The organism is Rhizobium sp. BE258 (assembly GCF_031457345.1).
In the GTDB taxonomy this organism is placed as follows: domain Bacteria; phylum Pseudomonadota; class Alphaproteobacteria; order Rhizobiales; family Rhizobiaceae; genus Rhizobium.
Window position 1 is genome coordinate 322,570 of the sequence record NZ_JAVDWL010000004.1, and the last position, 21,682, is coordinate 344,251.

The 21,682-nt window shown below is 55.3% G+C and carries 22 protein-coding genes and 1 pseudogene; 11 read left to right on the top strand and 12 right to left on the bottom strand.

Annotated features, from left to right (window positions below; genetic code table 11):
* The first annotated feature begins 1 nt into the window (after position 1).
* Positions 2 to 733, top strand: a complete 732-nt coding sequence (locus tag J2X43_RS16030) for a gamma-glutamylcyclotransferase (RefSeq protein ID WP_310295295.1) — start codon at positions 2 to 4, stop codon at positions 731 to 733.
* Here the strand turns inward: J2X43_RS16030 and J2X43_RS16035 are convergent.
* A complete protein-coding gene (locus J2X43_RS16035; protein ID WP_112389529.1) occupies positions 701 to 1,360 on the bottom strand; it encodes a TetR/AcrR family transcriptional regulator in 660 nt (219 codons plus the stop codon). The two genes, J2X43_RS16030 and J2X43_RS16035, sit on opposite strands and share 33 nt — an antisense overlap.
* Positions 1,361 to 1,456: 96 nt before the next feature.
* On the opposite strand from J2X43_RS16035, the gene J2X43_RS16040 reads away from it, so the two are divergent.
* The 4 genes from J2X43_RS16040 (at position 1,457) to J2X43_RS16055 (ending at position 6,580) form a co-directional block, all read left to right on the top strand.
* Positions 1,457 to 2,641, top strand: coding sequence for an HlyD family secretion protein (locus J2X43_RS16040; RefSeq protein WP_112389296.1), 1,185 nt, complete (start codon positions 1,457 to 1,459; stop codon positions 2,639 to 2,641).
* A gap of 11 nt (positions 2,642 to 2,652) precedes the next feature.
* Positions 2,653 to 4,218, top strand: coding sequence for a DHA2 family efflux MFS transporter permease subunit (locus J2X43_RS16045; RefSeq protein WP_112389295.1), 1,566 nt, complete (start codon positions 2,653 to 2,655; stop codon positions 4,216 to 4,218).
* A gap of 193 nt (positions 4,219 to 4,411) precedes the next feature.
* Positions 4,412 to 5,866 (top strand): catalase, encoded by a 1,455-nt coding sequence (locus J2X43_RS16050; protein WP_112389294.1) that lies wholly within the window; start codon positions 4,412 to 4,414, stop codon positions 5,864 to 5,866.
* A gap of 63 nt (positions 5,867 to 5,929) precedes the next feature.
* The gene (locus J2X43_RS16055; RefSeq protein WP_310295298.1) at positions 5,930 to 6,580 is read left to right on the top strand and encodes an HD domain-containing protein; all 651 of its coding nucleotides are present in this window, start codon (positions 5,930 to 5,932) and stop codon (positions 6,578 to 6,580) included.
* Here the strand turns inward: J2X43_RS16055 and J2X43_RS16060 are convergent.
* The 5 genes from J2X43_RS16060 to J2X43_RS16080 all read right to left on the bottom strand — a co-directional run bounded on the left by J2X43_RS16060 (position 6,577) and on the right by J2X43_RS16080 (position 11,521).
* The gene (locus tag J2X43_RS16060) at positions 6,577 to 7,536 is read right to left on the bottom strand and encodes a DJ-1/PfpI family protein (RefSeq protein ID WP_310295300.1); all 960 of its coding nucleotides are present in this window, start codon (positions 7,534 to 7,536) and stop codon (positions 6,577 to 6,579) included. The two genes, J2X43_RS16055 and J2X43_RS16060, sit on opposite strands and share 4 nt — an antisense overlap.
* Before the next feature lie 60 nt (positions 7,537 to 7,596).
* Entirely contained in the window at positions 7,597 to 8,970 is a 1,374-nt protein-coding gene (locus J2X43_RS16065) for an MFS transporter (protein ID WP_310295302.1), read from the bottom strand.
* A 73-nt stretch (positions 8,971 to 9,043) separates the two neighbouring features.
* Positions 9,044 to 9,502, bottom strand: coding sequence for a MarR family winged helix-turn-helix transcriptional regulator (locus J2X43_RS16070; RefSeq protein ID WP_112389290.1), 459 nt, complete (start codon positions 9,500 to 9,502; stop codon positions 9,044 to 9,046).
* Positions 9,503 to 9,603: 101 nt separating this feature from the next.
* Positions 9,604 to 10,320 (bottom strand): flavin reductase family protein, encoded by a 717-nt coding sequence (locus J2X43_RS16075; RefSeq protein ID WP_112389289.1) that lies wholly within the window; start codon positions 10,318 to 10,320, stop codon positions 9,604 to 9,606.
* Positions 10,321 to 10,330: 10 nt separating this feature from the next.
* Positions 10,331 to 11,521 (bottom strand): alpha/beta hydrolase, encoded by a 1,191-nt coding sequence (locus J2X43_RS16080; protein WP_310295304.1) that lies wholly within the window; start codon positions 11,519 to 11,521, stop codon positions 10,331 to 10,333.
* 116 nt (positions 11,522 to 11,637) lie between these two features.
* On the opposite strand from J2X43_RS16080, the gene J2X43_RS16085 reads away from it, so the two are divergent.
* Both J2X43_RS16085 and J2X43_RS16090 read left to right on the top strand, forming a co-directional pair.
* Positions 11,638 to 12,546, top strand: coding sequence for an alpha/beta hydrolase (locus tag J2X43_RS16085; protein ID WP_310295306.1), 909 nt, complete (start codon positions 11,638 to 11,640; stop codon positions 12,544 to 12,546).
* On the top strand, positions 12,546 to 13,334 hold the full coding sequence (locus J2X43_RS16090; RefSeq protein WP_112389286.1) for an enoyl-CoA hydratase/isomerase family protein: 789 nt from the start codon (positions 12,546 to 12,548) through the stop codon (positions 13,332 to 13,334). Before J2X43_RS16085 ends, J2X43_RS16090 begins: the two co-directional genes overlap by 1 nt.
* Positions 13,335 to 13,374: 40 nt before the next feature.
* On the opposite strand, the gene flgD is transcribed toward J2X43_RS16090, so the two are convergent.
* Together flgD and J2X43_RS16100 are read right to left on the bottom strand one after the other, a co-directional pair.
* Positions 13,375 to 13,857 (bottom strand): flagellar hook assembly protein FlgD, encoded by a 483-nt coding sequence (gene flgD / locus J2X43_RS16095; RefSeq protein WP_112389285.1) that lies wholly within the window; start codon positions 13,855 to 13,857, stop codon positions 13,375 to 13,377.
* A gap of 111 nt (positions 13,858 to 13,968) precedes the next feature.
* Entirely contained in the window at positions 13,969 to 14,568 is a 600-nt protein-coding gene (locus J2X43_RS16100; protein ID WP_112389284.1) for a TetR/AcrR family transcriptional regulator, read from the bottom strand.
* 234 nt (positions 14,569 to 14,802) lie between these two features.
* Here J2X43_RS16100 and J2X43_RS16105 point away from each other — a divergent pair.
* Both J2X43_RS16105 and J2X43_RS16110 read left to right on the top strand, forming a co-directional pair.
* Positions 14,803 to 15,102, top strand: a pseudogene (locus J2X43_RS16105) (autoinducer binding domain-containing protein); the annotation flags it as partial.
* A gap of 108 nt (positions 15,103 to 15,210) precedes the next feature.
* Positions 15,211 to 15,390 carry a helix-turn-helix transcriptional regulator gene (locus tag J2X43_RS16110; protein ID WP_310296009.1) on the top strand — a complete coding sequence of 60 codons (180 nt, stop codon included), beginning with the start codon at positions 15,211 to 15,213 and terminating at the stop codon, positions 15,388 to 15,390.
* A 184-nt stretch (positions 15,391 to 15,574) separates the two neighbouring features.
* On the opposite strand, the gene J2X43_RS16115 is transcribed toward J2X43_RS16110, so the two are convergent.
* Positions 15,575 to 16,270, bottom strand: a complete 696-nt coding sequence (locus tag J2X43_RS16115) for a LuxR C-terminal-related transcriptional regulator (RefSeq protein ID WP_112389282.1) — start codon at positions 16,268 to 16,270, stop codon at positions 15,575 to 15,577.
* A gap of 148 nt (positions 16,271 to 16,418) precedes the next feature.
* On the opposite strand from J2X43_RS16115, the gene J2X43_RS16120 reads away from it, so the two are divergent.
* Both J2X43_RS16120 and J2X43_RS16125 read left to right on the top strand, forming a co-directional pair.
* The gene (locus J2X43_RS16120; protein WP_310295311.1) at positions 16,419 to 18,284 is read left to right on the top strand and encodes an EAL domain-containing protein; all 1,866 of its coding nucleotides are present in this window, start codon (positions 16,419 to 16,421) and stop codon (positions 18,282 to 18,284) included.
* 84 nt (positions 18,285 to 18,368) lie between these two features.
* Entirely contained in the window at positions 18,369 to 19,430 is a 1,062-nt protein-coding gene (locus J2X43_RS16125; protein WP_112389280.1) for a sensor domain-containing diguanylate cyclase, read from the top strand.
* 11 nt (positions 19,431 to 19,441) lie between these two features.
* Here J2X43_RS16125 and J2X43_RS16130 read toward each other — a convergent pair whose 3' ends face one another.
* From J2X43_RS16130 to J2X43_RS16140, 3 genes are all read right to left on the bottom strand, one after another.
* Positions 19,442 to 20,455, bottom strand: a complete 1,014-nt coding sequence (locus J2X43_RS16130) for a GlxA family transcriptional regulator (RefSeq protein ID WP_112389279.1) — start codon at positions 20,453 to 20,455, stop codon at positions 19,442 to 19,444.
* A 304-nt stretch (positions 20,456 to 20,759) separates the two neighbouring features.
* Complete coding sequence (locus tag J2X43_RS16135) at positions 20,760 to 21,476, bottom strand: CbtA family protein (protein ID WP_112389278.1); 717 nt, start codon at positions 21,474 to 21,476, stop codon at positions 20,760 to 20,762.
* Between the two features lie 11 nt (positions 21,477 to 21,487).
* Positions 21,488 to 21,682: a CbtB domain-containing protein gene (locus tag J2X43_RS16140; RefSeq protein ID WP_405049612.1), complete on the bottom strand. Its 195-nt coding sequence runs from the start codon at positions 21,680 to 21,682 to the stop codon at positions 21,488 to 21,490.

Genomic DNA, 21,682 nt, shown 5'->3' on the forward strand with positions numbered 1-21,682 from the left:
TGTGAATCCGGCACTGCAGCAGGAAGATGAGAGGCATTTGATCACGCGGCAGGCCCTGCTCGATGGCACGTTTCTTGCGCGTGCTCGTTCAATTCCTGGCGTTGTTGCTCTCACGGACGAAGAGCTAGAGGATAGCCTCGGTCGATCCCTCGTAGCTGCGAGTTCGGAAGATGGGATTTGGATTTTTGCCTACGGCTCTCTAATCTGGAATCCGGCGTTCGAGTATGAAGTCCGTGTTGCTGCGTATGCGGACGGTTGGCACCGGAGCTTTTGCTTGTCAGCTCCCTTTGGGCGCGGAACGCCAGAGAGCCCAACCCTGTTTCTGGCGCTCAATCAAGGTGGCCGGGCTGAGGGGGTCGCTTACAAACTCCCCAAGGGGCGCGAACGCGAGGAGCTTTTGCTTGTCTGGCGTAGGGAGATGTTTACTTCTGGCTACCAAGCAGAATGGATAAGGGTGGTGACGCCGACCGAAACACTGAGGGCTCTGGCGTTTGTTGCAAATCCGCTCTCTCCGAGTTTCGTGGGTGAGCTATCTGCTGAAGCAGTGGCCGAGCGCCTTTTCAGAGCGCGGGGCCCGCTAGGGACCGCTCTGGAGTACCTGTTCGATACGATACGCCATCTCGAACAGATAAATCTGAACGACGAGCACTTGGGCGAAGTCAAGAAGCACGTGGATCGTATAAGCGCCCGCCCAATTTCCTCAATTACGTCCGGTCCCAGCGGTACCTGTTAGAAAGATGTCAACGCACATCCGAGCTCTGGCCTGAATTTCGATGGGCTTGGGGTACTCAGTCTGACCGAGCAGTGCGGACCTTTGCGGTTCCATGATCATCATACCCCTGAGCATACCACAGGCGACATGTGGGTCTTCAAGCCTGATCTCCCCTGCGTCCATGCGGGAGCGAAGATAAGCCTCCATGGCATCATTTGTCCGATCAATTGCTTTCTCGTAGAATGCCGTGGCGATCTCCGGGAATCGATCGGATTCACTCACGATGAGCCTTAGCAAAGTCACGGTTCGCTCGGAAAGAGTCAGTTCACCGTAAGCGCCTAGCATTCGCTCGAGGCCCTCGCGGATGTTGAGTCCTTCCAGCGCAGCAACATCGAGCCGAAGTAAAAAGTCATCGATCCGGGCACTCACCACCGCTGAGAACAAGTCTGTTTTCGACGGGAATAGCCGATAGAGTGTTTTCGTTGAAACCCCGGCGACCTGTGCGATGGCAATTACGCTCGTGGCCTCGTATCCGCCCTCTCTAAATGACCTGCAAGCAGCATTGACAATGACGCTCCGGGTGTCGTCATCGCAACGCGCTTGGGGGCGACCACGCGGTCGTTTTGGAGGTGAGGCATTTTGGACCATCATTATTTTCCAAAATTGATTGACAGCATCCAAGTACAGCATATTTTGGAAGACGACAAGTTTCCTTAATGTCGTCGACTATTCGAGAACACACCAATGACAGATAACGTACGCGTACTGAATCCGGCGAAGCCTATCGCTGAAACTACACCAAACCCTACCGCAGAGCCCCCAGCAAAGGTCGCCCAAGAGATGGCCATCGGCGCGTCGCTTTCGGCGGCCGAGCCGCCTCCACGCAAGCGTCGAGGCGGTCGCGGGTTCTTAATTGTGGGTGGCTTGGCCGTTTTTGTCGGTGCCGTGTACTACGGTCAGCACTATTGGACCGTGGGGCGTTTTCAGGTCGAGACCGACGACGCTTACGTTAAAGCTGATAGCAGCGCTATCGCGCCCAAGGTCTCGGGATATCTTAAAGAGGTCCTCGTATCGGACAACGAGGTCATCAAAGCTGGGGCACCTTTGGCTCGCATCGATGATAGGGATTTTAGAGCTGCGTTAGATCAAGCCAATGCGGACGTTCTCGCGGCTCAGGCAACCCTTGAGGCGAGCCGCGCATCTCTGGATATCCAGCAGTCAAACATTGCCGCTGCAGAGGCCACCCTCGAGGTTGATAAGGCCAATGAGCTCTTCGCGGAGCAAAATAATAAACGTTACTCGAATCTGGCTACGAGCGGCTACGCGCCCGTCCAAACCGCACAACAGGCAGCTTCGCAAATCGCGGTGGCCAAGGCTACGGTAGCCCGAGATGAAGCGACCTTGGAGACCGCACGTAAGCAGATCTTACTGATAAATGCGCAGATTGCCCAGGCAAGCGCCACCGTTGCCAGAGCACAGGCCCAGCAGCGCCAGGCTGAGCTCAATCTAAGTTACACCACTATAGTTGCGCCGGTTGACGGTGTTGTGGGCAACCGGACCCTGCGAACCGGGCAATATGTGCAGGCGGGCACGCAACTGATGTCTCTCGTTCCCACTCAACAGGTTTACGTCGTTGCCAACTACAAAGAGACGCAGCTCACTGACGTGCGTCCCGGCCAGGAAGTCGAGATCGACGTAGATATGTTCCCAGGCAAGCAGTATCACGGGCGGATCGATAGCATTGCACCGGCCAGTGGCCAAGAGTTCGCGCTGTTGCCACCGGATAACGCGACAGGCAATTTCACCAAAGTGGTCCAACGCATCCCAGTGAAGATCATTTTGGATCGGGATGACATGAAGAGCGGTGATTTGAGGCCGGGGATGTCTGTCCAGCCGGTGATCGACATCCGGTCAGCGAGCGACCAGTAGGAGCCACGAAAATGTCAGCCGTCGCCAAGGCTCCGAGCGCCAGCGCCCGGGAATGGATTGCCGTGCTCGCCGGAATGATCGGTGCGTTCATGGCGATCCTGAACATCCAGATCACAAATGCGTCACTCCTCGACATTGAGGGTGGGATAGGTACGGGCGTGGATAATGGCGCCTGGATATCGACCTCGTATCTCATTGGGGAGATCGTCGTGATACCGTTGACGGCTTACCTCAGCAGCGTGTTCTCGTTCCGACGTTACATCCTCGTCAACTCGATACTTTTCCCCCTTTTCTCGATCGCATGCTCCTTTGCGCATGACTTGGGAACGATGATCGTCCTGCGCGGGCTGCAAGGCTTCGCCGGAGGCGTACTCATCCCAATGGCTTTCACAATGGTGCTTACGAAGCTGCCCAAAAATCAGCAGCCGCTAGGACTGGCGATCTTTGCGCTTTCGGTCACCTTTGCACCCGCCATCGGGCCCACAATCGGTGGTTACCTTACCGAGAACTACGGCTGGCAGACCATCTTCTATATCAATGCGATTCCCAGCGCGATCATGGCGGCCGCCTTGGCGGCTACGCTTGACCCCTCGCCGATGCGTTTAGGCCTTTTGAGAGAGGGAGACTGGTTTGGTATCGTGACGATGACTATCGGCCTTTCAGCTTTTCAAACGGTCTTGGAGGAGGGCAACAAGGACGATTGGTTCTCGTCGCCGTTCATCGTAAAGCTCAGTATCGTCGCAGCCGTGTTCTTAGTCTCGTTTATTTGGATCGAATTGACCGTCGAAAAACCCTTGGTCAAGCTCAGGCTGCTCGCTCAGCGAAACTTCGGCATTGGAGTGATGGTAAATGTGCTGGTTGGCATCGCGCTCTTCGGAACAGTTTACATACTACCCCAGTACCTCGGCCAGGTGCAGAGATATAACGCCGAACAGATCGGGTATGTTCTCGCTTGGACCGGTCTCCCACAGCTGCTGCTGATTCCGTTAGTCCCTGTATTGATGAAACGCTTCGATGCTCGATACATCGGCTTTGTGGGAATCTCAATTTTCGCCGCAAGCTGTTTTCTTAATATCTATCTATCGGCTGATAACGCGGGGGATCAGTTTTGGATTCCGAATATCGTTCGCGCCATCGGACAGGCACTGGTACTGACGCCGATCACCGCCATCACAACAGGCGGCATTGCGCCTGCTGACGCAGCTGCCGCGTCTGGCTTGACGAATATGCTTCGCAATCTCGGCGGGGCGGTGGGTACTGCGTCGCTTGGAACGATCTTGACGAAGCGCGAGCAGTTTCATTCTAACGTGATCGGGCAGTCCATCACGATGGCTAAAGACGAAGTGCGGCTACGGGTCGATACATTGACCGGATACTTCATGTCTCATGGCGTCGCGGATAGAACTCAGGCTACGAAGGAAGCCGTTGTGGCTTTGGGCCGTGTGGTGCGAAAGCAAGCGTTGATAATGGGTTTTAGCGATACTTTCGCGGTGATCGGGACAGTACTGGCTATCGCCGCATTGGCGCTATTGCTGGCAAAGCGGTCTGCTGCCGGAGGTGGAGCTGGCGCTCACTGACGCACATCAGAAGTCGTTTTTGACGGACCCTGCTACCCTTGTAGCAGGGTCCTTTCTTTTTGCGGCAGGAGTCGGACCAAGATTGGCAGATTCTCGCCCCTTGCCGAGGTTGAGATAAGGCGCTGGGAAGCAGATGTTGCGGTCAAGGCCGGGTTGCCCGGCTTTTGCTGTAACATCACAAAGGCATCAGATAATGGATAGCAAAAAGCCATTGACGACTGCGGCCGGAGCGCCCGTAGTTGATAACTTCAACATCCAGACGGCCGGTCCTCGAGGCCCCGCACTGCTTCAGGACGTCTGGCTAATCGAAAAGCTCGCTCACTTTGACCGTGAAGTGATACCCGAGCGTCGTATGCACGCCAAGGGAGCCGGAGCATTTGGTACTTTCACGGTGACAAACGACATCACCGCGTACACCCGCGCGAGCATCTTCGCACAGGTTGGCAAGAAAACGGACATGTTCGCTCGCTTCTCGACTGTCGCCGGCGAACGCGGCGCTGCCGACGCTGAGCGTGATATTCGAGGGTTTGCTCTCAAGTTCTATACCGAACAGGGCAACTGGGATCTTGTCGGCAACAACACTCCCGTCTTCTTCTTCCGTGATCCGCTTCGCTTCCCCGATTTGAACCATGCAGTAAAGCGTGATCCGCGCACTGGTATGAGAAACCCCGAAACGAACTGGGATTTCTGGACTTCAATTCCGGAGTCTTTACACCAGGTCACTATCGTGATGAGCGAGCGCGGCATCCCCGCGACTTACCGGCATATGCATGGTTTCGGAAGCCACACCTACAGCTTCATCAATGGAGCCAACGAGCGCTTCTGGGTGAAGTTTACCTTCAAGACACAACAGGGCATCAAAAACCTGACTGATGCCGAAGCCACCGATCTGATCGGCCGTGACCGCGAAAGCCATCACCGCGATCTCTACGACAGCATCGAGAACGGTGAGTTCCCACGCTGGACGCTTTATGTCCAGGTAATGCCTGAGACTGCAGCAGAAACTCATCCGGTAAATCCGTTCGATCTCACGAAGGTTTGGCCGCATAGAGACTATCCGCTGATCGAGGTTGGCGTGATGGAGCTGAACCGCAACGCGGAAAATTACTTCGCCGAGATCGAGCAGGCTTCGTTCACTCCTGCGGCTGTGGTTCCGGGCATCGGCTTCTCTCCGGATCGTATGCTGCAGGCACGCTTGTTCTCTTACGGCGACGCAGCGCGCTATAGGCTCGGTGTGAACCACCACCAGATCCCGGTCAACGCTCCCAAGAACCCACACAATTCGTACCACAGGGACGGCGCTATGCGAGTCGATGGAAACCATGGATCTGCGAAGGCCTATGTGCCTAATTCGCGCGGCGACTGGCCGGAGCAGCCCGCATATCGCGAGCCGCCGCTGAAAATCTCAGGTGACGCGGATCATTGGGATCATCGGGTAGACGTCGACCACTTTGAGCAGCCGGGAAATCTTTTCCGGATGATGACAGCCGAACAGCGACAAGTTCTTTTCAACAATACGGCACGCGCTATGGAAGCCGTCTCAGACGAGGTGAGGCAGCGTCATATTGACAATTGCACAAAGGCCGACCCCGCTTACGGCGAGGGCGTTGTCAAGGCTCTCGCAGCACGTCCGGCGCTGGCTGACTAGTTCACTTGGGCCACTAGCTACAAGACATAGCTAGTGGCCGCGACTCTTTAGAGGAAGATTGACATGAGTAAATCTGCGGAAGTTGTCGCGGGTATCAAGATACCCGACAGCGCAATGGCGAAGGCAGCTACGGATCTGGCCCGGGAGACTGAGACAGACCTTCTCTACCACCACTCGCGCCGGGTCTTCCTGTTTGGCGCGCTTACTGGCGAACGGAAGGGTCTTTCCTACGACCCGGAGCTCCTCTACATCGGCGCGATGTTCCACGACATGGGCATCATGGATCAATATGCGAGTGATACCGAACGCTTCGAAGTGGATGGAGCTAACGCAGCTCGTGACTTCCTGAAATCCTATGATGTCTCGGAGCGCGACGTTGATGATGTATGGGACTCAATCGCCTTGCACACGACGCCAGGAATACCTCAACACAAGCGACCGACGGTGGCTCTCGTTACCGCTGGCGTAGAGATGGACGTTTTAGGGATCAACTACGGTGAGTTCTCTGAGAGCCAACGCGAAGAAGTATGCGCGTGCCACCCCCGTGGGCTCAAATTCAAACATGGGATTCTGTCATCTTTCTGCCTGGGAACGATCCGTAAGCCGGAGACCACCTTCGGTAACGTAAAGGCTGATGTTCTTGCTAAGATGGATCCTAGCTATAAGCGCAAGGACTTTGCGGAGATGATCCTGAATTCTCCTTGGGAAAGCTAAGCTTCGACGAGTGGTCTGAGATTAAAGCGCTCGCGGTATTCCGCGGGCGTCACGCCGAGACGTTTGAGAAATACCTGACGCATGCGCTTCGGATTGCCGAAACCACATTGGTGCGCGACTACCTTCAGCGGATGAGAAGTTGCCTCCAAGACATGTCTGGCGGCATCGATCCTTGCTTTCTCCACGAACTCGCCGGGTGTAACTTTCGCGAAATCGACGAAAGCACGGGCGAAAGTTCGAGCGCTCATGCCGACAACTTGGGCGAGGTCCGCCACGGTAAGAGCCTCCGCCAAGTTTTCCATAACATACTTGGTCAGGCTAGCCAGAGGAGAAGCGTCATCGAAGTCCATCTCTATATATGGACTGAATTGGGATTGTCCGCCCTGCCGCTGGGCGACTACGACGAGGCGCTTCGCAACCGCCACAGCTAAAGCTCCACCGTGGTGTTCCCTAATTACAGACAGGGCAAGATCGATGCCGGCTGTGACTCCGGCGGATGTCAAGAGCTTGCCGTCCCTAAGAAATATTCGATCGTAATCGACTTTCGCCAGAGGAAACTTGGCAGCTAGGTTCGCTGCATTCTGCCAATGGGTGGTCGCACGCTTTCCATCGAGCAAGCCTGAGTGGCCGAGGCAGAAGGCGCCAGTGCAGACCGACCCATAAGTGTCGCTTACTTTACAGAGCCGCAATATGCATGCGCTCATTCGCTCGTCTATGCTGGCCGAGGGAAGCGCTGGGCCACCCGCGACCAGAAAGAGATCGAACGGACCTGTCACGCTGTCAAAATCGACATCCGCGACCAGACCCATACCATTCGAAGCTTTGATTGGCGTCCTTGTTGGACCGATCAAAGTCACGTCGTAACCTTCGCCATCAGGTAGAAACCCGGTGGCCTCCGCGAATACGTCGAGAGGTCCCGAAACGTCCAGAGCCTGGACACCATCGAAAATCAACATTCCAATGGATCGCATTGCTGCCCCGCTAGTTTTGGGCGACTTGCGGCGCCTCTCCAAAAATCAACGCGCCGATCGGCTTTTCTTTATCGATAGCGACGTAGCAGCAGCTGCAAGTGATGTCACGCTTATTACCCAGAAAGCGACGAGGAAATCTTGACTGTGCTGCGCGGTCCCAGTCAGTGCCACCAGTAGCGCAATGCCCAGAGCCCCGCCGATCTGGCGAGACGTATTCAGAATTCCGCTCCCCGCCGAATATTCCCCCGGTGATAGTACCGCGGTACCCGCCGCCAAAAAGCCGGCTTGTGCCATCCCTGCGGCGATGCCGGACAAGGCAAAGCCAGGGAGGAACCCTATGAGGAAATTTGAAGTGTCGCCCAAGAACGTCAACCACCAGAGGCTCGCGGCTACAAAGACCAAGCTACCGATGAGAGTCAGTGTTCTCGGCGCGATTTTCCCTCGCCCGGACAAAATCGAAGTCGTGCCGGCCAGGGCAGGGCCGATTGCGTAGGCTATACCCGCGCGGGCCGGGTCCCATGCCCATACCTGTGTCAGGTAGAGGCTTCCCGCGAGGATGGACATCGAAAACCCAGTGTAGAATGTCAGCATGCCGATAGTCGCTAGCGAGAAGGCTGGGATCCGAAAGACTCTCAGGTCGAGGGCCGGGTTGCGCGCGGTGTTGCACCGATAGATAAATACGGACAACATGGCGACACCGGCGACGGTTATCACCCACAGTTTGTGACTGAGGGCACCCCATTCGTGGAAGTAAGAGATTGCTGCCACAACGCAGGCCGTGCCGAGCGCAAATAGTACGGAGCCCAAAATGTCAGGCACGCCGCTTTCACCGCGCTCGGTTTCCTGGAGATAGCAACACAGGAAAATTGCAGGGATTGCGATTGGTAAGTTGATCAGAAAAATATATCTCCAATCCAGGTGTACCAATAGACCGCCAAGGACAGGTCCAAGTGCAGCGCCCACGGACGCGATTGCCGCCCATATGGCGAGCATTTGTTTGTGCTTAGAAGGCGGATACGCCCCAAGCAGGAGGCCAATCGATGACGGGATCATCAATGCGGCACCAGCGCCCTTGAGGGTGCGCGCAGCGATCAACATTCCGACGTTCGGAGCGAACGCGCAGGCTGCGCTTGCGATCGCGAACACGATCAATCCGAAACGGAATGCGTTTCTCCTGCCGAACCGATCGCCCATTCGACCGCTGGGAACGAGCAGCGCGGCGAAAACAATAGAATATGCACTGAGAACCCAAGACAGCGACTGGTTCGAGGCGTCCGAAAAGCTGTCACGTATCGACGGAAACGCGATGTTGACGATAAATAGGTCCAAGGCCGACAAAAGGCTGCCCGCCGCCACGACGGTAAGCGTCAACTTGGATAGGATCCCGCGGGACTGACTCGCTTTTGATGTTTGGTCCATGAGCCTCTTCCTTGCCAGAAGCTCTCTCTAGACCGAGTCAATATCATAATGCAAGTGACGGGCGTGTCGCTCGTTAGGCGAGCTCGACGTCCACTACGGTATCCATGGTCTCGCGAAGATTTTCAGCCGCCGCAGCTCCAAAAGCGCGGTCAAACGCAGCCTGCGCGCGGTCCCAGCCTGGTCTGCCAGCGGTGATGCACTCAAGACCCTTTTTGGTTACGCTCACGATACGCGCCCGCTTGTCTTTTTCGCTAACTTCTATGGTTACAAGCCCATCGCGCTCTAGAGGGCGAAGGTTATGGCCCACAGTTGCCCGATCCATTGCCATGAGATCGGCGAGTTCGAGCATCGTCTTCGGACCTCTGTGCTTGAGATATCCCAGCAACGAGTATTGGGTGATTTTGACACCGCTTTCCGCAATACATTCATCGTAAAAGCGGGTGAGTGTTCGAGCCGCGCGACGCACTTTAGTGCAGTTACACAAGGAGGGGATATCCGGTTCCGTAACTGTCTTTGCCTTTTTGGCGGGCATGGCAGGTCCTGACTAAAAAGCGGCGACGCCGATGAGCGTCGCCATATATATGCGAGAAGTAACAATTCAAAGCGTAAATGCCAACACCACTAATGGGGGGATTAGTCGGCGGCTACGCTGCCGGACGCCGACCAAGTCTTCTGGTTGACGGCAGACCAATCGGCTGGCTTGCCGTCGAGCCTATGCATCCGAGCGCCATCCCGTTTCCTGAGGAGATCCTCATCCAGAGGCGTGGTGAACACGTTCTCGACCAGTGTGTATTCAGCGGCCAGTCGGCCTATTGGCGCCAACGCGGCGGTATCCACCCTCCCGCCTTCAAGATAGGCGTCGTCCCGAATATGGAAGCGAACAACTCGACCCCACACAACGTGATCGTCATAATCGCCGACGGGGATGATCCGATCAAGTTTGCATTCCATCGCCACAGGAGCCAAGGCCACGCGAGGAGGTCGAACTATGGTACTCGAAGCCTTTTCAAGCCCCGTCGCTTCAAATTCATCTACATCTGAAGGATGTTCGATGGCGGAGCGGTGCATCTGCCCGGCCAATTCCAGTGTGGCCAGGTTCGCTACAAACTCCCCTGTGTCACGGATGTTAACGAAGCTGTCCTTGAGGGTCACGCCGTCTGATTTGGGCTGCATGCTGATTGACAGCACTGGCGGCTTCCTTCCGACAACCGTAAAGAACGAAAACGGCGCAAGGTTGGGAACGCCCGCCGTTGAGATGGTGCTAAGCCAGCCGATTGCGCGTGGCACAATGGTTGCGATCAAGAGCTTGTAAGCTTGCGTGGCATCGAGCGAGTCCGCGTCAATGATCATTGGTTCCTCCTTAAGCAGTGATAACTGGGGATGCGGCAAAATGCTCCTCGGACACTTTACCTCTCAATCGAAGTCCAAGTTCGTTCGAAAACTTGAGGGCGGCGGCAAGCGGTCGATGGTGAATTGCAATATTTGCGATTCGGCCATCTTGGTTACGCGTGATGACTGTAACCCCGGATATTGGCACCCCGCCGAACGCGGTTGCTCGCCATTCCAGATACTGGCGTCCCGGTCCTGTAGACTGCTCCGTAAACTCAAGCGACTCGTAGATTTGACTTGCCGCTTCCATAACGTTCTTAACGTCGTCGCGACCGACAACCGGCTTATAGAGAGTTGCTGCCTCTAGAGCCACGTTCTGATCAAACGCGTCGGCGAATGCAGACGAGGACTTTTGAGCAAAGGCGCCTTTCCAGTCGCTCGCGCCTGACGAAGAGCCCACCACTTTGATCAGGTCTTGGATTAGGTCCGCGACAGCCTGAGGCTTTTCGTAGTGTAGCCAATGTCCGGCACCTGGGACGGAGACCTGTCGTTGACTCTGGAATCGCGCGGCTACCCGGTCGGCCATTTTGGCGTCTATGAACGGGTCGCTTTCGCCGCGGACAATTAAGACGGGTCCCGCAAAAGTACTGGTTGGTTCCGTCGTTGATAGCCCATCGTTCCAAAGGTCTACGAGAGACGAGACATTGTTTGCAGACACGTCCTCGCCGAGCTTGTTAAGCGCGTCGAGTTTCTCGGATGTCAAGTTCCGCGATAGGTAAGCTCTGACATTGCGCTGAGCGTCCTTATTCCCGCCCAAAGCGTAGAAGTCGCTCACCACTTCGGCTGGTGCGTTAACTCCTGACAGGGGCACGGGAGTCACTAGCAATAACGCACGAACTCTCGCGGGACGGGCGACTGCCACCAGTTCGGCAATTTGGCTCCCCATGCTTTGCGCTACAACGACTACATCGCCGGAAACTACGTCGATGATCGACGCGATGTCATCTCGATATCGCTCAAGAGTGATCTTCGATTGATCGTCCTTTAGGCCTCCCATGCCGGGCAGATCAGTAGTTATGATCGAGACTGCAGCGCCAGAAAGCAAATCCACTAGTGGATTCCAGACCTCTGCCGAGTCCAAAAATCCATGAATAAACAGCAGAGTGACAGGCCCCGCACCGGTACTTTTGAACGGAATGCGGGCGGTCGTTTCCTTGGTCATGTTCTCCTCCCGAGAAACGTTTTCCAAAAACCGTTTGCTAGAACGGCTGCCCAGTTATAAGTCTTATATGCCCCTAATTTCAAGAGGGCGTCTCGATAACCATTGGAGGAATGGCTTTGGAAAGACTAAATGTGGAATTTGCCGCCGAGGGCGGCGTTACCTTGGCTGGCTGGCTCTTCCTGCCCAACGGAATTCAAGGAAGATTGCCCGCGATATCCATGGCACACGGATATGCGGGAATTAAAGAGCAGGGACTAGAGCCGTTTGCGAAGGCCTTTGCCGATGCTGGGTTCGTCGTGCTGCTTCATGATCACAGAGGATTTGGCGCAAGTGGAGGTGATCTTCGCCACGACGTCGATCCCTGGCGGCAGATTGCCGATTGGCGTCGCGCCATTTCGTTCCTCGAGTCGCGGCCAGAAGTCGATCCAGATCGAATTGGCATCTGGGGTACAAGCTACGCCGGCGGTCACGTGCTCGTTCTTGGCGCTACCGATCGCCGTGTGAAAGCTGTCGTCTCCCAGGTTCCTACGATTAGCGGATATGAGCAGGGACTAAGGCGTATTCCCCCAGATGGTATCCCCAAGCTCGAAGAGCTTTTCTCAGAAGATGAGCGTGGTCAGCTTGCGGGATTTCCGCCGCGACGACAAGCCATCGTTAGTGATGATCCGTCGATCGCTGCTTCTTACCGGACCACCGACGCGATTTCTTTTTATACTCAACCAGTGCCGAGAGGGGCTTGGGAAAACAATGTCACCGTGAGGTCGACACGCTCTGCACGTATGTATGAGCCGGGGACTTGGGTTGGGCGCGTCTCACCCACGCCGTTGCTAATGGTTGTCGCGATGAACGACACGATTACCGTTACCGACCTTGCCTTGACTGCATATGAAAGAGCGCTGCAGCCGAAGAGGCTTATGACAATCCCAGGCGGCCACTTCGATCCGTATCTGGGGCAATTCCCAGCCGCGAGTACCGCCGCCGTCGCTTGGTTCAAGGAACATCTGAACAGCAAGGGAGAAAGCTAATGAGCCATCTGCGCTACGACATCGACAAAGGCGTTGCCCGCATCGTCCTTCAGAACCCTCCTCAAAATCGCCTTTCTCCGCAAATGCTGGAAGAGTTCTCCGATGCTATCACGATAATCAGCGACAGTAATGCTCGTGCTCTTATCATTGCCGCCGATGGTCCTGACTTCAGCTTCGGAGGCGACATCGTTCCATGGGTCGACTTGAACGAGCGTGAACTGAGAACGCTGTTCGAGGGATATCTCAATGCATTTAACAAGTTTGAGCGATTGTCCATTCCGACGATTGCGGCTGTTCGCGGACTGTGCTTTGGCGGCGGCCTTGAGTTGGCTGTTCGTGCCGATGTGGTTTTTGCTTCAGAGGACGCTAGATTTGGACACCCAGAGCAATCTCTCGGAATCGTCACGCTCCTCGGAGGTGTATACAGGGTAGCCGAAAAAGCCGGTCGGGCGAAGGCTATGGAGTGGGCTTTGACATCCGAACAAGTCCCGGCGGAGACGATGGCGCATTACGGCGTTGTCAATCGCGTGGTGGAAGCCGCCAGGCTTGATGCCGAAGTGGACGCTTTCGCTAGACGCATCGCTGGAGGACCAACAAAGGCACACGCTGCCCACAAGGCATTGCTGAGGATATGGGCTAACGGAGGCCTTGCTGTCGCGGACGAGGCCATGTTCGATATCGCAATGCCTCTCTTCAAGACCGCTGACGTTCTAAAAGCGCTGCCGACATCAGTCGAGCTTTTCAAGGCTGGAAAGCCGAGACCGACCTTCGACTTCAAGGGTGAGTAGTGAGATGCGATACCCCGCCGGTCCTGCCGGCGGGCACCTATCAGCTGGGTGTGTTGGTCTTAGGCGGCGCGTCGCTAATTGTAACCCCTGGACCGACCAAGACCTGCTTTCCGTTGTCCAAGGTCGCGATAAGGCCATCACTGTATACCTTCACCGACGCCACTGTGCCAGAAACCGGATTGTCACCAGATGTCTGGACATACTTTCCTATATAGCTCTGTGCGATCTGCAGGCTGCTCTGGGTGAGCAGACTGTCAAGCTTCTGGTTCGATTGGATTGTCTGTTCGACCTGCGAAAAACTAGCAAGCTGAGCTAGCTGCTGCGCCGGATCGGAAGGAGCAGTGGGATCCTGGTTCTTTAGCTGTGCGATTAGAAGTTGGAGGAAGCTATCGTAATTCAACATAGCCTTATCGCTGGCCGTCTTACTTCCGGCCTGCGAAGTTGGGTCAGTTGTATTCCCCGTGTTCCCGGTGCCGTTAGTTGTGCTCGCAGCCGCCTTATTAACCTGTCCAACCACCGTCATTGTATCCTCGGCTTTCTCATTATGAACCTCAGACGTCGAACGGATCTCTCAAAAAGTCCTATCGACTCAAGCATGATGCCCATCATGTTTGAGCCTTATTTTGGATTTAGTTCAAGTCTCTGTAGCTGCAGTTCGGCGTTTTTTTGTTTCTTGGAGAGGGCTTCCCAAGGATCGAAGGACATTAGCCAGCAATTCATCGGAGAGCTGATGGCCCGAGCAGGCCCTGGCCAACACCACCGAACCGACCATTGTCGCGAACTGCGTAATCGCCCCCTGTCTTGCTTCTTCAGGGCTATCAGATTTAATCCCGGAGGCAAGTTGCTCGACTACTTTGTCGATGTGTTCAGCAGCAATCTCGCGAAAATCAGTGTCTCGGGCAATTTCCGGGCCGCAAGCCGCAAGCACGCAGCCATTCTGGGGCTCATCACGGTGATCGGCCGAGACATAGTATTCGTATATCTGCGAATTTCCGCCACTCGCCGCCAGGGACTTCAGGGTCTGCTGAAGCTGAGCAGTGGTCCTTGCGATAACCTCACGAGCAAGAGACGCCTTTGAAGGGAAGTGGTTATAGAACGGCCCGTGCGTCAAACCGGTGGCTTTCATTATGTCGTTGATCGAAACGCCGTCAAAACCTTTGGACCTGAAAGCGCGTCCAGCTTCTTCTAGAATGCGCTGGTGCTTCTCTTCGGTCTCGTGTGCTGGATATCTCATTCCGGGTCTCCTTTGTGCTTGACCTAATAGCCGCAATGTAATCAAAAATGAAGCATGATAACCGTCATGCTTGTGACTTGGTCGAACGGGGTCTTCATTTGCTAATCTCTTCTAATGCTCGCCTGGCGACTGATCTGGCCGCCGGTCAAAAAAACGGCGTTTCCGAGTCCCATCCCAAGGAAATGTTTGAGATCTCGTTAGCGAGGGTCGCGAAAGAGGGCGGATTACCTCGCCGCTCACTTTCCTGAGGCCGATCTGCGCCCACTCGAGAACGGCCTGATATGCACAAATTGGCCAGCAGATATATTCAAAGAATATGTAGTTGCTGGCTACTTGGGAAGAAGTGAGTTCGTAAGTCGCGCCCGGCGCACAATCCTTCCACTCTTCGGAAGCAACATAATTTTTCCAGTGGATGGCAGCCGATCTTCTGACCCGCTGCGCAAGGTTTTCGCGCGCCGTGGTATCGCCGCGACGCTCGCCTTCACCTTGTGCGATCATGAGGGCCGACGTTTCCTGTTTTTCTTTTCAAGGGAAGCGGAGGAGGGTTGGGAGCCTGATGCTCTCAGGGTACTTTTCGACACTATCAGGATAATTGAAGAATTAGCCGCTCAATCAAACATCGGGTCGGTCGACCATTTGTCGATGCGTGAGATCGAATGCCTCGGTTGGGCAGCTGCAGGAAAAAGCAGTTTCGAAACCGCGGCCATACTGAGAATATCAGCGCATACGGTCAACGGCTATATGAAGAGTGCAATGAGGAAAATGGACGTCGTCAATCGTATGCAAGCAGTTGCTAAAGCTTGTAGATTAGGCGTTATCTGAACGGCCGCATATAGTGTCTGCAAATACCAATTCAAAACAAAAGGCAGGCTTCACCTTGGTCCTGAGCGGTAGCCTCTCGTATTCCACGGACCCTTCGCGGGTAATCGGAGTCCCGACGTCGATACCAAGGATTCCAATGTAAGGACGCTCACACCATCGTGAATGAGCTGTCCGCTCCCTTACGCTAAATGAGGCCTCGCCTAATCGCGATAGCGACCGCCTGTACTCGATTACTTGCGCCAAGTTTCTTTGCTGCTGCAAGGAAATGACCGTTTACGGTCTGTGGAAGCAGGCCGAACCCGTTTGCGATTTCTTCGCTCGTCATGCCTTTCTCAGACAGCGCGAGGCACCTTAGCTCCGTCGGCGATAACCTCAGTTGATCTGCTCCATATTTGCGCATCAGCGAGCGTGTAATTCTTCCATGCAGGACTGGTGAAACGAACTCGAGATATTCCATCTCGTCAGAAGCAAAAGCATTGCTGCGTGCCACGATTACTGCGCCAAACGGACCGCCTTGACGTTCGATGGGGACAATGGCGCGAGCGAAAATTCCGAAGTCAGCTAGGAGTGATTGGAGGCCAGGCGGAGACTCATGAAGCTTATACGCTTGCAAATCGGTGACCGAACGTCGTGTTTCAGCCGCGGCGAGAATGAGTGGGTCCTTATCATTAAAGTGCCCAAGCACGTACTTCTCGACGAAAAGCGGAGGAAAATCAGTATCAACGGACTTCGCGGTACCGGCCTCGTAGCCCGGAATATCCAAACCGCAGATCCAAATATAGTCAAACGGCACCGCGACGCGAAGCCTGGTCAAGACAGCGTCAGCTTCGAGACGTCGCCTGGCGGGCACCGATCTTAGGTCAGGATAATCTTGTTCCAAGCATGTGCCTTCCGTGTATTTGGCCCTGGAGCCTGATTCGATTCACTATTCCTTAGCACGTCATCCATATTTTTTGGCTTGAAATGACACAGGCCATAATGCGCGTGATTGGGCTTGATGTTGGAAATTCATAATAGAAAGCATTGAGATGCCAAAGAGTGTTGCCTCAGCGGAGTTTATTCCGGCATATCCACGTGCTCAAAATTCAACGTCAACCTTCGCTCCAACCGCTCCAACCCGCGAGGTTGAGACCTTACTAAGAGACCGGGAGGCGCGGCTCCTGCTGTTATCAAAGCGTCTAGATCTTACGCTACAGGCATCGGGTGTAGGATCGTGGGAGTTTCACCCCTTCGACGGCGTAATGGTTTGGGACGACCGGATGCGCGAGATCTTCGGTATAACAGCGTTAGCCGAGACGCTTGGGTACGAGCACTTTCGAGCGATGGTTCACCCGGAAGACCTGTCCCTTGTCGAGGATGCACTAAATGCGGCTTTCACCGGGAATATGCCGCTCAAGGGCGAATTTAGGATCTTCAATGCCGACGGGAATCTGAGGCATGTCCGCGCCCACGGAATTGTCCACACTCTTGAGGACGGCGAGCGTATTCTGATCGGCGCAAATTGGGACATCACGGGTGATGTCCTTGCGCAGCGCGAGGCTCGCCTAGCGGAGGAACGCGCAAGGAAACAGAATGAGGAACTTCAGGAGATAAGGGCTGAGCTGGAGTTCCAAGCTTTGCATGACTCACTCACGGGGCTGGCAAATCGCCGGAGTATTGAGCTTGACCCACATCTACTTTTCAAACGGATAGCGCCGAAGGACACGATCGCTTGTCTCCATGTCGATCTTGATCGCTTTAAGTCGGTCAATGACACAGGTGGCCATGCGCTAGGTGACTCTGTGCTTCAAGCAATGGCTGGCCGACTGAGAACCATTTGTGGCAGCGAGGATATTATTGCGCGCACAGGCGGAGATGAATTCGTCATACTCCAAAAATGCGAAGCAGAGCGCGGGGAAGTCACTGCTACCGCGGCGGCGATTGTTGCTGCATGTCGGGAGCCGATAAGAATCGGTCGTCGCAGCTTTCGCCTCGGTGCAAGCGTAGGAATTGCCTTCCAGAATGCTGGCTCGCCCCTAGCAACGCTCATCTCCGACGCTGACATTGCGTTGTACGAAGCTAAACGTCGGGGAGGAGGTCGCTACTCTGTCTTCTCGCCGCGGCTCAGGGAGAAAGCAGTAAATGAGCGGGAGCTTGCCGAGGAGGTGCTGAGCGGTCTAGAGCGGTCTGAGTTCGTTCCGTTCTTTCAGCCGCAGATTGACGCAAAAACAAGGAAGATTCTGGGAGCTGAAGCGCTTGCTCGATGGTCGCATCCCTACGACGGAATTTTACCTCCGACCAGATTCCTATCGGCGGCCGAGCAGGTGGGGCGGCTGGGAGATCTCGATGGCATGATCTTAGAGAAAGCCTTGGCGACGTTCGATCGCTGGCAACGCGACGGGGTGCAGATCCCCAGGATAAGCGTGAACATCTCTGCCCAACGGCTGAAGGACGACGACTTTATAAAAACATTGGGATCAATCGGGAACCGTGCGGGCGTGTTATCGTTCGAACTGCTAGAGTCCATCTCCTTCGACGAGCGTGACGTGCAGCTTTCGCAAGCTGTTGACAAAATTCGGGGGCTTGGGATTCAGATTGAACTCGATGATTTTGGCACGGGTCACGCTTCGATAGTTAGCTTGATGGATTTGAAGCCAGACAGGCTGAAAATTGATCGAAAGTTAGTCGCTCCAATCGTCGCCAACAGGGCGCAGAGGGCCTTACTTGCCTCGCTTATCGAGATTGCGAAGGCCCTCAACATCGAAGTAATCGCGGAGGGTGTTGAGACCAGCGAGCACGCCGACCTACTTGAGGAGCTCGGCTGCGATGTTTTGCAAGGATATTTGTTTAGTCCGCCTGTCACAGCGGACGAGATCGCACGTCTGGCGGGCCGGCCTTCCGGAGATCGAAGTTAACGTGAAATTCATATCTTTTACATAGTTATCAACGTAGCGACGGCCCACGAAAACTTGGGCTCGCCAATTTCGACTTGAAATATCATGGCTCAGCTTTACAAAGAATCGACCCCACCCGGAGTTCTCGCGGTGCAGTTTCTCGACGACGATTTCAAAACCAACTTCGAAGAGCGTCGAGAGGAGATCGCCCGCCGCTTTCCGGGAAGTACCGAGAACCAGCTAGAGCATCTGACACTTCGACTAGAATTAGCCTTGGAAGCGTTGGAGGCAGGAGTGTGGGAATATCGCCCGGGATCGGGTGAACTTCTTTGGGACCGACGGATGCGTGAACTGTTCGGTGTGCTGGATGCGACCGATGGCCCGACCTACGAAATCTTCAAGAACTCCCTCCATACGGACGACATCGCGGTTGTCGAAAGCGCTTTGTCGACATCGCTTGAGACAGGTCGCAAGCTCAGCGGGCAGTTCAGGATAACACGTCCGGCTGGTGAAACGCGCCATATCCGAGTGAGCGGAATGCCATTTCAATTACCCAGTGGCGAAACGATCATGGTCGGAGCCAATTGGGACGTCACGGAAGACGTGGCGATTCAGGAAGAGCTACGAGCATCGGCCCTGCGCGCGAAGGCGCAAAACGAGAGATTGGAAGCAGCACATTATGAGATGGAGCGATTGGTGCTCCACGACCCGCTAACAAATCTGCCGAACCGCCGGTATCTGGAGCGATTTATAACTAGCAAGGAGCATGCGGGGAAGCGTGCGGCCTGTTTGCAGATCGATCTCGACCATTTTAAGGAAGTGAACGACACTGATGGTCACGCTGTTGGCGATGAAATACTGAGAATCGCCGCGGTGAGGCTGTTCAATAACCTCCCAGAAGCTAGCGTCTTGGCACGCCTTGGCGGAGACGAATTCGTCGCGATAATACTCGCCTCGAACGCCAGAGCGATCGCCCGCACTGCGGCGGCAAACCTTCTGACCGCTTTCAGCAAGCCTCTTTCAGTTGGAGGGCGCGCTTACACGATTGGTCTTAGTATCGGAATCGCTACAGCGGACGAGGGGCCATCCAACGCATTATTGGCGGTCGCCGACAAAGCGCTCTACGATGCGAAGCGCGATGGGCGCGGACGCGTCGGTGAGCGCTGACGCCATGGAGGTCAAACCTGGGCTGCGTGCTCCAGCTCAGATTTAACCGCAGTAATTTTGGATCTGCTCCATGACGTGGCCGGTTGAAACCTCGAGCGGTATTCGTTTGGGCTCACGCCGATTGTCTTAGCGAATGCCCGACGCATTGCGTGCACGTCTCCAAAACCCGATACCGTCGCAATGCGCTGCAGCGGCTGGTTGGTGTCCTCCAACAGTCTCCTCGCTGCATCGGTTCTCGCTGCAGTGATGAAATCGATCGGCGTTATGCCAAGTTCCTGCCTGAATACGCGGCCGAAATTTCTAGTACTCATTCCAACCTTAGTCGCTACCGTTTCAATCGATAATGAAGTGGCTAAATTTGCCAGGATGTAATCCTGAGCTCGCTGGATCAGCGTTGTTTCCGACATTTGCCCCACGAGATGAGCGCTGAACTGTGATTGGCCGCCGGGGCGCTTCATAAACATCACCATATACCGCGCCACAATTAGCGCGACCTCTCGACCGTAATCCTCTTCAACGAGTGCCAAGGCGAGATCGATGCCAGCAGTGACTCCTGCCGCGGTAATAAGCGAACCGTCGCGAATATAGATGGCATCTGCGTCCATCTCGATATCCGGGAAATCGCGGCTGAACTTTGGTGCACACTCCCAGTGTGTCGTAACGCGCTTCCCGTCTAGTAAGCCTGCGGCAGCCAGGAGGAAGACACCCGTGCATATCGAGCCGAAACGTCGAACAGTCGGAACGCGGCGGCGCAACCAAATGATCACTTGCGGATCGATTGCCTGAAACGAAGGGTCTCCCGCTACGAGGAGCGTATCGATCGGTTCATCGTCATCAAATATTGTACAGTCCGCAACAAACCTTAGTTGGCCCGTCCCGCTGATCGATGGCCCGCCCGTCGACATTATTTGAATGTCGTACTTCGTCATGTCACCAAGCCGCCTCGCGGCCTCCCAAAAGACCTCGGCCGGCCCGACGATATCGAGAGACTGAACTCCCGGGGGAGAGAGGATGACTATCCGCATGGTTCAGACCTTTCCATTGGGGAATGTGATACTTTTGACATGCAAGCCGCGCGCCAGATGGTTGTTCTTCGGATATGGCGACTATTCAGATGATAGTTTTTTCCGTAGCCGATAGTAAGCTCCGCAAGTCTTTCCGTAGCTGCGTCCTCGATTTCCACCGCGTGTTGCCGTACGAAGGCAAGGCAATCCGCTGGCTGCGGCTCGCGACCAAAGACAGCGCGAAAAGCACGGCGGTGAATGAAGCAGATCCCGCCGTTGGGGGCGGGAAACTGCAGAGCGTCGAGGTCGTGGACCCATTGCAGGGTCACTTCTCCACTCCAAACCGACCGTAGACTGCTGCGCCTAACGAGCCGAGCATGACCCAGAAAAGGAAGCTTGTAATCACGGCGGCCGCGATGAACTGCTGCTCAAGTGCAGCAGGAGCAAGACCATGCTCACCCTCTGGTGCAACTGGTGCTCCGATCAGGTGCGGGAGAGCGATCATAATAGTGGCGAGCACCGCGGCCCACGCCGTTCTGTTGAATGCGATTAGGGCGATCCCGGCCGCCGTCGCAACGGCTGTGCCCACCCACCACAGCTGACGAGCATCAAGCGGAGCGGAGGGCGTGCCCGGTAGCTCTGGCGGCAGACCCAGCATCGGCGCGAGCATTACCGACGCAAACGCTGCGAGTCCCCAGAAGATGCCTTCCCGCCAAGTTACGCGCTTGCCGCGAAGCGCCACCAGCCCGATAAGCACGAGAGCGTAGCCTATTGACGTCAGAATGTTTGCGACAAGCGTGAAGGACAACCTTTCAACGCCGTCGCTGGGCTCCCACGCGGCCTCTTCATGTTGATGCGAATGAGCTGTCGTTGGCTCGGCAACGCTATCTGCGTCGTGGTGATGCTCGCTGCCAGCTCTCTCGTACACCTCCGCTTGGGCGATGAGCTGAATGGTTCCAAAAAACTGCACAGCTGTTGTTGCTGTTCCAACTATCAGCCCGACCAGAACTGAAGCGAATACGATGGATCTGAAAAGCGGCATCACCAAAACTCCTAGTGGCAGGGGAATGCGTTTGCGTGGCGCGTATCGTGGGCGGCGTTGTGCACCGCTTCCAAATGCGAGAACCCAACAAAGCCGACGATAGCAATGCCGAAGAATGCTGCTGCTGCGGATTGCAAGAGTCTCGATGCCCCAATGGAAATGGCGGGGCGGGTGGCGGAATGGGTCGTAGAAGCTGACATGGAAAT